Annotated in this window: 5 protein-coding genes; 3 read left to right on the plus strand and 2 right to left on the minus strand. The window is 47.0% G+C overall.

Features of this window, described 5'->3' with window-relative positions; genetic code table 11:
* Nucleotides 1-28: 28 nt before the first annotated feature.
* Nucleotides 29-2,836, minus strand: coding sequence for a malto-oligosyltrehalose synthase (treY, locus tag QT974_RS24080; protein ID WP_333470944.1), 2,808 nt, complete (start codon nt 2,834-2,836; stop codon nt 29-31).
* A 345-nt stretch (nt 2,837-3,181) separates the two neighbouring features.
* On the minus strand, nt 3,182-5,005 hold the full coding sequence (treZ, locus tag QT974_RS24085; RefSeq protein ID WP_333470940.1) for a malto-oligosyltrehalose trehalohydrolase: 1,824 nt from the start codon (nt 5,003-5,005) through the stop codon (nt 3,182-3,184).
* A 320-nt stretch (nt 5,006-5,325) separates the two neighbouring features.
* Here treZ and QT974_RS24090 point away from each other — a divergent pair, with 320 nt between their 5' ends.
* The 3 genes from QT974_RS24090 to QT974_RS24100 all read left to right on the plus strand — a co-directional run bounded on the left by QT974_RS24090 (nt 5,326) and on the right by QT974_RS24100 (nt 10,206).
* Nucleotides 5,326-7,383, plus strand: a complete 2,058-nt coding sequence (locus QT974_RS24090) for an amylo-alpha-1,6-glucosidase (protein WP_333470941.1) — start codon at nt 5,326-5,328, stop codon at nt 7,381-7,383.
* Between the two features lie 341 nt (nt 7,384-7,724).
* The gene (locus QT974_RS24095) at nt 7,725-8,765 is read left to right on the plus strand and encodes a glucokinase (protein WP_333470942.1); all 1,041 of its coding nucleotides are present in this window, start codon (nt 7,725-7,727) and stop codon (nt 8,763-8,765) included.
* An 841-nt stretch (nt 8,766-9,606) separates the two neighbouring features.
* Nucleotides 9,607-10,206, plus strand: a complete 600-nt coding sequence (locus tag QT974_RS24100) for a 5-formyltetrahydrofolate cyclo-ligase (protein ID WP_333470943.1) — start codon at nt 9,607-9,609, stop codon at nt 10,204-10,206.
* Nucleotides 10,207-10,327 lie beyond the last annotated feature (121 nt).

The raw sequence follows: 10,327 nt of genomic DNA on the forward strand, positions 1-10,327 counted from the left end.
TCAACTGTCAACTGTCAACTGTCAACTGTCAACTGTCAACTGTCAACTGACTAATCAGCAAAGCTGCGGGAAAGTAACAGAGAGCATCACCAATGGACAGCGTACCGTTACTTTCCACTGGCTGATTGGTAATAGCATCCTTCCAAACCAACGGCATTTTATTCGACAATACCAGATTAGTATCTTTCCAGACTTGTTTGCCGATCGGCATTTCCTCTGGTTTGACAACTCCGGTCAAATATCGAGGAGCAATCACAATAACTGTAGTATCTTCAAAGCTGCGGGAAAAAGCAACCACATTATCTTTAAACGTGCCCGCTACTTCCAACGGTCGATAGTCGCCTGATTTAAATACTTCCAAGTATTTTTTTCGGGCTTCTAGAAGTTTTGCAGTCAAAAATAACTTAATTCTCGCATCTTCCCGCGTCGCAATTAAATCTTCAACCATTGCTAAAATATCTGTCTTAGCTTGCTGTTTAATTTCCCGCAATACCTCGATTCTGCGATCGAAATCCACCGGACGGCGGTTGTCCGGATCGACGTGGCTTAAATCCCAGAATTCCGTGCCTTGATAAATGTCTGGAACCCCAGGCGCGGTGATTTTTAGCAGCGTTTGAGATAAAGAATTGAAAATTCCGTAATCAGCTACTTTTTTCCAGAAAGGTAGAAACTTCTTGAAAAACTGATTTTGTTCCGAAGGTTCGAGAACGCTATCGATAAAGGTCATAAACCCAGTTTCGTAGTCGTTGTCCGGTCTCAGCCAAGCCGTATAAACTTTGGCTTCGCGGACAGCTTTAATGGCATAATCTTTCAGGCGATCGACATAATCGGTGTTTTCAATTCCCTCAAACGGAAAACTGCCGAGTAAAGTTTGGTACAAGAAGTATTCGTCATTGGTATCGGGAACCATGCGATTGACAAAGTTAACTTTCTTAGATGAGTTTACCTCTCTCCAAGACCTGACTTGCTGTTCCCATTCCTCAGGAATTTCTGACAAAACGTTAAGTCTGGCTCGCACATCTTCGCCGCGTTTGGTATCGTGGGTAGCTGTAGCATTCATTTTGTGAGGCCAAGCTGCTTGCTGCTGCTTGTTGAACTCGTGAAAATCGACCAGCGAAACGCCAAACTGACTGGGGTTTCCTCCTACTTCGTTGAGGGATAAAAGGCGATAGTAGACGTATAACAGCGTGTCCTCAATACCTTTTGCCATCAAGGGGCCTGTCAACTGCTGGAGTTTCATCACAAAGTGCCTGCGCTGCTCTTTTTGTTCGGCTGTGAGGGTTTCTTCTTCTTCTAGCAACAGCACTGTTTCGATAAATTTCAGTTCTTTGAGGAGTCGCGGTACTAATTCTTTGGCGTGGGCGATCGCATATTTGACGTAAGTGCGATCGGACTCTCGCAAACCCTCTTGATTTATGTATGTTCGGTACACTGGAAAAATCGTCAAAACTGCTGACAGTGCTTTTTCCAAACCCGGACGAGTAAAGTCATTTCCCTGTCGGGATTGACCGGATATATTCTTCAAAAGTTGAGCCAGATTGTCTACATCTCCCGCCAGATTCTTCTCAACAATTAGTCCTTTCTTCTCTAAGAATAACTGTTCGTAAGGAACAGTCAATCGAGTAAATCTCTGATATATTTCGCTAAATTGCTGTTCGCGATCGCACCGACAAAAAACGCCGTTTACATAGTTCAAAAAGTCATAGCCGCTCGTTCCCTCAATCGGCCAATAGGACGGCAAATCTTCCTCGTGTTCCAGAATCTTTTCCACAGTAATATAAGTGTCTCCCGTTCTCTCGCGGAGCCGTTTTAAATATTCTGTGGGGTCGTAAAGTCCGTCAATGTGGTCAATTCTCAATCCAGTAAACTTTCCCTCTTCCACCATGTCGAAGATCAGAGCGTGGTTTTTGTGGAAAACTTTAATTTCTTCGACTTTTACCGAAATTAGTTCGTTGACTGTAAAAAACCTTCGGTAGTTGATTTCTTCCGCTCCCACTTTCCAGAAAGACAGACGGTAAAACTGTTCGGAAAGCAAATCGTCCAGCAAATTAAAGCTTTCGGCATTGCCCTTTTCTCCGTTAAAAAAATTGATATTTTCATCGATAAATTCCTGGACGATGGGATTTTGATTGTAAAGTTCCCACAGCAGTCCTTTGACAAAAGCTATCTGATCGTATCGGGCTTTACCTTTAGTTTCGGAAGGGGTATTTTTGATCAAATAAAGAATTCCCAGAAACTTGATAAAATCTGGATGGCGCCTGCCTAATTCCCGCCCTAAATGCCCCAAATTATGACTTATAAATTTTGCGTAAGATTCAATTTTTACAGGTAATTGTAAACTGTAGTAATTGATGGTCAGCCCAATTTCGCTGTATTTGAGTTGAATCTCGCCATTTTCCAGACACTCGCCATAAAAATTTCCCAGCAGCGGAGCCAGCACTCGACCTCTGAGATGTTCGTAAGCGTGATTCCATTCAATATCGAAGTAATCGAAATAGTCGGAATCGGGCCCGTGTTCCAATACATCTAACAGTAATAAGTTTTGAGTGTCGTAAGCCATGTGGTTGGGGACAATATCTTGGAGCCATCCCATGTTCCGCTGCTTGATTTCGTCTGTGAGCGATTCAAAGTTTTCTGAGGTTCCCAATTCCGGATTGATTTGATTGGAGTCAACCACATCGTATCCGTGACTGCTGCCTTTTCTGGCTTTAAATATCGGTGAGGCGTAAAGGTCGGTAATTCCTAATTCTTCGAGATAGCTGAGGATTTGTTTGGCGGCTTCAAAGTTAAAACCTGCATGAAATTGAATCCGATAAGTGGTTGTGGGAATTCTCATCATGTTAATTTTACTCCTGATTGATTAGTCGATCGGGTTTTTTGTTTAAAATTAGAAATTGTAGGTGGGTTGGGCGAGAGCACTCCGTGTCAACAATCGCCTAACAACCTTTATATCTCTCGCTTATAGTCGAGTCTAGATCCCCCTAAATCCCCCTTAACAAGACCCACTTTGATGCTCTTGTTCACCCTTATTGGGGACGCGAGAGAATTCTCTTGTCCCCCCCTCCCACCAGGGGGGCGCCGGGGGGATCGGAAAGACTAGGACATCAAAGAGTAGGCTGATACTAAGTTCGCAGCTCTTGTTGACACGCTTTGAGCAGCCGCTTCACCCAACCTAGTATTTCTATATTAATTGGTAGAGTGCGAAACTCTGCGGTTTAACAGTCAATTCTTGCTCAGAATGGATGTTTTCAGGCAAGCTAGAACCTGAACCCATCCATTTTACATCAGCAGAGTCTAAAATTTTGTGACCGTTGCCTTGGGGAAGTGGGGCCGTAACAGCCACCTCTTGCTTGTTGAAGTTTAGAATGCAGAATATCTGGCTGTTATCTGTCCAGCGACGGAGAAACAAGATTTTTTTTGCTTCAATGCTGGAAACTTCTAGATTGTTTTTGTCTAGTTTTGTGAGGGCTGGGATTGTCCGCCGCAGTTGAATCAAATTCTGGTGCCATTCCCAGAGGATTTTGTGTTTTCCTGCTGTTTGTTTTTCCCAGTTTAACTTGCACTTTTGGAAGCTTTCAGGACTCTGGGGGTCTTGAAATTCGCCTCGGTCTTCAAAAGCTTTAAATTCTTGTTGCTTGTCTTTGCGAATTGCTTCAATCAAGCCCGGATCTGAGTGGGAAACAAAGTACAGAAACGGCGCAGTTTCTCCGTATTCTTCTCCCATAAACAAGAAGGGAATGTAGGGAGAAATTAAAACTGTACCTGCTGCAAGTTTTAGTGCTTCAAAGTCAACTATTTGCGAGAGTCTGTCTCCTAAAATTCGGTTGCCGATTTGGTCGTGGGTTTGGGAAAATACCAAAAATTTATCGCCCGGTTCATCTTTGACAGAATTGCCATGTTTTCGCTTTCTGTGAGGGGCGTACTGGCCGGAGTAAACAAAGCTTTCTTTGAAGGATTTTTCTAAGTGTTCGCACTTGCCGAAGTCTTGGTAATATCGGTCATTTTCTCCGGTAAGCAAGGCGTGCAGTGCGTGGTGGAAATCGTCGCACCATTGCGCGTCTAGTCCGAAGCCTCCGAGTTCTTTGGGACGTACTGTGCGGACATCGTTTAAGTCACTTTCTGCGATTAGGTAAAGTTTCCTGCCGATTTCTTGAGAAATCTCGGCTGTGGCGTCGGAGAGTTCTTGCAAAAATGGTCTAGCACCTACTTCAAATATTGCTTGAATTGCATCTAATCTCAGACCATCGATGTGATAGTCTTGAAACCAGTAAAGGGCGTTTTGAATAAAGTAGTTGCGCACGCCGTCGCTGTAGGCGTCGTCGAAGTTGAGGGGGTCTCCCCAAATTGAGCCGTATTTTGAGGTGAAGTAGGGGCCGAAGTCGCGGAGGTAGTTTCCTTCGGGGCCGAGGTGGTTGTAAACGACATCGAGTATTACTGAGATGCTGTGTTCGTGGCAGGCGTTGATTAGTTTTTTGAAGCCTTCGGGGCCGCCGTAGGAGTTTTGAACTGCGTAGGGATATACGCCGTCGTATCCCCAGTTGCGATCGCCGGGAAATTGGGCGACTGGCATGATTTCGATGGCGTTGATTCCCAGTTCGGTGAGTTGTTTGAGTTGGGGGATTATTGCTTCAAAGGTTCCGGCTTCGGTGAATGTGCCGACGTGCAGTTCGTAAATTATCATTTCCGGTAGCGGCACGCCTTGCCAATGTGTATCAGTCCAAGCAAAGGCGTTTTGATCTATTACTTGGGATGGGGTGTGGACGCCTTGGGGTTGATATTTTGAGGCTGGGTCTGGTCTGTCGGTTTTTCCTTCGAGTTGGTAGGTGTAAAGGGTTCCGGGTGGGATGTTTTTAGCTGTGGTTTGCCAGTAACCTTCTGCTGATTGTTGCATGGGTATCAGGCGTTTGTCTGGGGAAACTATTTGGACTGCTATTTGTTGGAGTGTGGGCGCCCAAACGGTGAATTCACATTGGTTGTTGCCGAGGTAGTTTGCTCCTATCTTCACTTTGAGTTATTCTCCTTATAAAATAGGTTGGTTGTTCGATCGCCCTTGGGACGCTCTCAAATGCTGTGTTTTTAAGGTTCAGCGCCTGTGTAGAGGGTAATATTACTTTAAATAACAAACAACTAACTTTAGGCAGAGCAACGGTTAGAATTATTGCTGGGGCAAAAGTACGGTTTGGTTATCTCTAAATTAGACCATGAATCTGCACTCTTAACGATCGCCATTCTTTGCCACCTGCAACAGTTAATATTTCTGGTTTTTTATATAAAGTCTAAAATATACCTAAAGGTAGATCGCAAATCAGCGCGAGCGTGTATTCTATGGTTATTGCTTTTGGACGGGAAATCTGCTGCAATCTCGACTCGGCGGAGTCTCGCGAGTGGTTGGTGACAAACGGGATCGGCGGTTACGCTAGCGGGACGATCGCAAATCTCCTCACCCGACGCTATCACGGGCTGCTGGTAGCCGCCCTCAAACCCCCGCTGGGAAGGACTTTGATGCTGGCTAAGCTGGACGAGACGGCCGTGTATGCCGATCGCGCCTACCCGCTTTATACCAACCGCTGGGCCGACAGTACGATCGAACCCCACGGCTACAACTGCATCGAAAGCTTCCACCTCGAAGGGACGACGGCTGTTTGGAGGTATGCCCTCGCCGACGCTATCCTGTCCAAGCGGATTTGGATGCAGCAAGGTGCTAACACAACATATATTCAATACCGCTTGCACCGCGGCTCACAACCGATCGCGATCGCAGTCAAAGCCCTAGTCAACCACCGCGACTACCACCACATGACTTGCGCCGACGACTGGCCCGTCAGCCTAGAAACTTTGACACAAGGGGTTTGTGTTACCGCGTTTCCCTGGGCGGCGCCACTTTATTTGCTGACAGATGCCACACCAGAGGCTAAATTTCGAGTCTCTACGCCCTTATACAATTGGCACTACGGATTTAATTTGGCAGCCGAACAGCGGCGCGGATTGGACTACTGCGAAGATCACTTGCACGCGGCAACTTTTCATTTCGCGATCGCACCAGGCCAGTCTCTGACATTGATCGCGAGTACGGAAAAAAGTCCCGAACTCAACGGCGGTAAAGCTTTAGAATTGCGTCGCACCTACGAGCAAGAATTGCTGCAAAATTTGCCTGGTGCGATCGCATCTCCCGACTGGATCGATCAATTGGTGTTAGCAGCCGACCAATTTATTGTCAACCGCCCGCTACCAAAGGAACCCGAGGGGAAAACGATTATCGCCGGATATCCCTGGTTTAGCGACTGGGGGCGCGATACGACGATCGCCCTGCCCGGTCTCACAATCTGTACCGGGCGGTGGCAAATTGCCCGATCGATTTTGCGGACTTTTGCGCGGTATGTCGATCGGGGAATGCTGCCGAACCGCTTCCCGGATGCCGGCGGCGCGCCGGAATACAACACCGCAGACGCGACGCTGTGGTACTTTGAGGCTGTTCGCGCTTACTGCGACTGCACCGGCGACGACGAACTTTTGAGCGAACTCTGGCCGACACTATGTGAGATTATTGACTGGCACGTAAACGGAACTCGGTATAACATCCGCGTCGATCCTGACGACGGTTTAGTGTACGCGGGGGAAAGCGGCGTGCAACTGACTTGGATGGATGCGAAAATCGGCGATTGGGTGGTGACTCCTCGGATCGGTAAGCCGATCGAACTCAGCGCGCTGTGGTACAATGCCGTGCAAGCAATGGTAAGTTTTGCTCGAAGATTGGGCAAGTCTCATCATGAATATCAGCAGTTGGGCGATCGTACCGCCAGCGGATTCACCCGATTCTGGAACGACTCAACCAGTTACTGCTACGACGTTCTCGACGGCCCCGAAGGCAACGACAGCTCGCTGCGGCCAAACCAAATATTCACCGTTTCCCTGCCCCTAGACTCGATTCCTCCTCGCTCGGTCAGCTCCTTGGCCGGGGGGACGCGGGGCAAGGAAACCCCCCGCTATACACCGTTACTGACGCCACTCCAGCGCCGTGCCGTCGTGGATGCCTGCGCTCAAGGGCTTGTGACTTCCCACGGCCTCCGCAGCCTTTCGCCACAGCACCCGCAGTACCGCGGCACCTATGAAGGCGACCAATTGCAGCGCGATAGCGCCTATCACCAAGGTACAGTTTGGGGTTGGCCGATCGGCGCCTTCGTCTTGGCGCACTTGCACGTATACAAGAACCCAGCACAAGCTCGCGAATTCCTGGCACCGATGGCACATCATATAAAAGCCGGCGGAGTTGGGAGTCTCGGCGAAATTTTTGAGGGCGACGCCCCGCACTCGCCCCGGGGCTGCACGGCTCAAGCTTGGACTGTGGCTGAGGTGCTGCGGGCTTGGTTGGCAGTTGGCAGTTGACAGTTGACAGTTGACAGTTGACAGTTAAATAGTAGCCAAATCAAACCGTTTCTCGATCGCGGGGTCAGGGATCTATAGTTGTTAATAGTGATAAGTAGGTTGGGTAGAACTGAGATGTTGCACCATTCTCAACAAGCCTTTTGTGAACAGGCTTTTCGGTCTGTTCCACAAGAAAATTTATCTTTTGTGGAACAGGCCGAAAAGCCTGTTGCTGAAATGAAGCAAGATGTGAGGTACAACGAAGTGAACCCTACGCTTCGCTGGATTCAACCTGAAAATTATTGGTTTAACAGTGGACAATACTGTCAACTGTCAACTGTCAACTGTTTTATCGGAGGTTTATGGCATTATTATTAGCGGGCGATATTGGCGGAACTAAGACAATTTTGCGCTTGGTAGAAAGGACTGCTGATGGTGCAATGAATGCTCTTTACGAGTTTCGCTATCCGAGCGGGGAGTTTCCCGATTTAGTGCCGATAGTTCAACAGTTTTTGAGGGAAGCTGCTGCTCAACTGGATTTAGCACCGCAGCCTGAAAAAGCTTGTTTTGCGATCGCCGGGCCGGTAGTCAACAACCGCGCCAAACTGACTAATTTGCCTTGGTTGCTGGAAGCGAAACGTCTGGAACAAGAATTAGGAATATCCCGCGTCAGTTTAATTAATGATTTTGTAGCGGTTGGCTATGGCGTGTGGGGTTTGGAGGCCAATGATTTGCACACTTTGCAAGTCGGAAAACCAAACCAGCACGATCCAATTGCTGTGATTGGTGCGGGGACTGGTTTGGGACATTGTTTTGCAATTCCAGAAGCAAATGGGATCAGGGTTTTTTCTTCGGAAGGGGGACACGGTGACTTTGCTCCTCGCTCGGAGTTGGAGTTTGATTTGCTAAAATATTTGTTAGCAAAACATGACATTCAAAGAATATCGATCGAGCGTGTAGTTTCGGGACAAGGGATTGTCTCAATTTACCAGTTTTTGCGCGATCGCAAGTTTGCTCCTGAATCAGCCGAGGTGGGGGAAGCGATCGCTCAATGGGAGTCGGAAATCGGTAAAAGCGAGAAGACAGTCGATCCGGGGGCGATAATTGCAGCGGCTGCACTCCAAAAGCGCGATCGGCTTTCGGAACAAACAATGCAAATGTTTGTAGAAGCTTACGGCGCTGTAGCCGGAAATATGGCTGTCTCACTTCTACCTTACGGCGGTTTCTACATAGCCGGCGGCATCGCTGCAAAGATTTTGCCACTGATTCTAGAAGGAGGTTTTATGCGATCTTTTACTCACAAAGGCAGGATGGATTCGCTGTTAGAAATGATGCCAGTTCAGTTGGTTTTGAATGACAATGTTGGGTTAATTGGAGCAGCAGTTTGTGCGGCAGGCCTTTAGGGTATTGAAGCTGAGAAAATTGCCAAGATTAAGTGCAAGCTAGCAGCATCGCCCCACAAAAATGTTTTTGGCACAGGCCAGAAAGCCTGTGAAAAATATTAGCCGATGACTAGCAGCCCACCCACAAAAATGTTTGTGGCACAGGCTTTCTGGCCTGTGCCCGATCGAAGGATTCAACAGACACTAACCTTAAGATATTTGACATAAAAAAGGATATTCCTCTGGAGTCAAACAAAGACCAGCTTTCACAGGATTTTGCCTGATATATTCCAATACGCTTGGCTTAAGGTTTATTTGTCATTGCGAGGAACGCTATACATGAACGCGATCTCTTATAAAAGCAAACTGTGTCTGTTTGTCACATCTTTTTTCCCTGTGTACTGTCTTAAGCCAAGCGTATTGTGATATATTCCCAAAAACCATCAAATTATCCTTCATCTCTGACTATTCGATCGTGCCGCTCATCTGATCAGAGAGTACCGATATGCTTCATCACCTTCGGAATTTGTTGATAACTGTAGCTTTTCATACTGTGCATAATACTGCTAAGCGACCAAAACTTATCCTTCGACTTTGGCAAAGGCTCAATTAACATATGCACATAATTTGGCATGACAACCAAGCAAAATACCTCATCTTTCTGAGAACCGCTATATACCAATACGGTTTACTTAAGAGATGACAACAGGGAAAACTCATGAAAAATATATACTCTTGTTTGCTTTCATAATAGATCGCGAAACAAGAGCGTTCCTCTCTTGGGACTATCTTAAGCCCGTATTGTGCTATATACCAATTTAATGGGTCGTTGCACATAAGTTGCAGACATTTAACCTGAAATATGAATACTCCTAAACCTTTATTAACTAAAACCGAATTAAGACGATCGCTCCTGAACACCCGCAAATCCCTACCAGCCCAAGAATGGACACAAAAGAGCGAGATCCTTTGCAACCACCTGCAAAACTCGCCCCTATTTACCGAAGCAAAAACAATCCTCGCGTACTTGAGCTTTCGCCAAGAACCAGATTTAAGTCCCCTATTTGAAACTCCCTGCACGTGGGGATTTCCCCGCTGTGTCGGCAAACAGTTGTCCTGGCACGTCTGGCAGCCCGGAGATGCTTTACATACGGGAGCTTATGGCATCCTAGAACCGCTGCCAGATGCTCCGAAAATCGATTCTTCAGAAGTAGATTTAATCCTCGTACCCGCCGTAGGTTGCGATGTTCGCGGCTATCGCTTGGGCTACGGCGGCGGCTATTACGATCGAATGCTCAGTTTAGCTGAGTGGGAATCAAAAATTGCGATCGCCACAATCTTTGAATTTGCCTTGCTAGCCCAGCTACCAGCCGACTCCTGGGACAAACCGCTGCACGGAATTTGCACGGAAAGCGGGTTAAAAATGATACATCAAAAATCCCGAAGGTCGATCGAGCAGTAAATTTTCAGTAATTATATGATTTGGACTCAAACCATCGCAGTGAAATTGGTTCGTAGTGAGGACTTCAGTCCAATGGCACTGAAAAAGTGAGCAAAAAAAAATCTGTAAGGCAATATCTACA

It is taken from the genome of Microcoleus sp. BM001215392, assembly GCF_036700185.1.
Lineage (GTDB): Bacteria > Cyanobacteriota > Cyanobacteriia > Cyanobacteriales > Microcoleaceae > Microcoleus.

Bases quoted from the DNA above. Each gene is read 5' to 3' on its own strand.
- treY (WP_333470944.1), bottom strand. From the start codon at position 2,836: ATGAGAATTCCCACAACCACTTATCGGATTCAATTTCATGCAGGTTTT.
- QT974_RS24090 (WP_333470941.1), top strand. From the start codon at position 5,326: ATGGTTATTGCTTTTGGACGGGAAATCTGCTGCAATCTCGACTCGGCG.
- QT974_RS24095 (WP_333470942.1), top strand. From the start codon at position 7,725: ATGGCATTATTATTAGCGGGCGATATTGGCGGAACTAAGACAATTTTG.
- QT974_RS24100 (WP_333470943.1), top strand. From the start codon at position 9,607: ATGAATACTCCTAAACCTTTATTAACTAAAACCGAATTAAGACGATCG.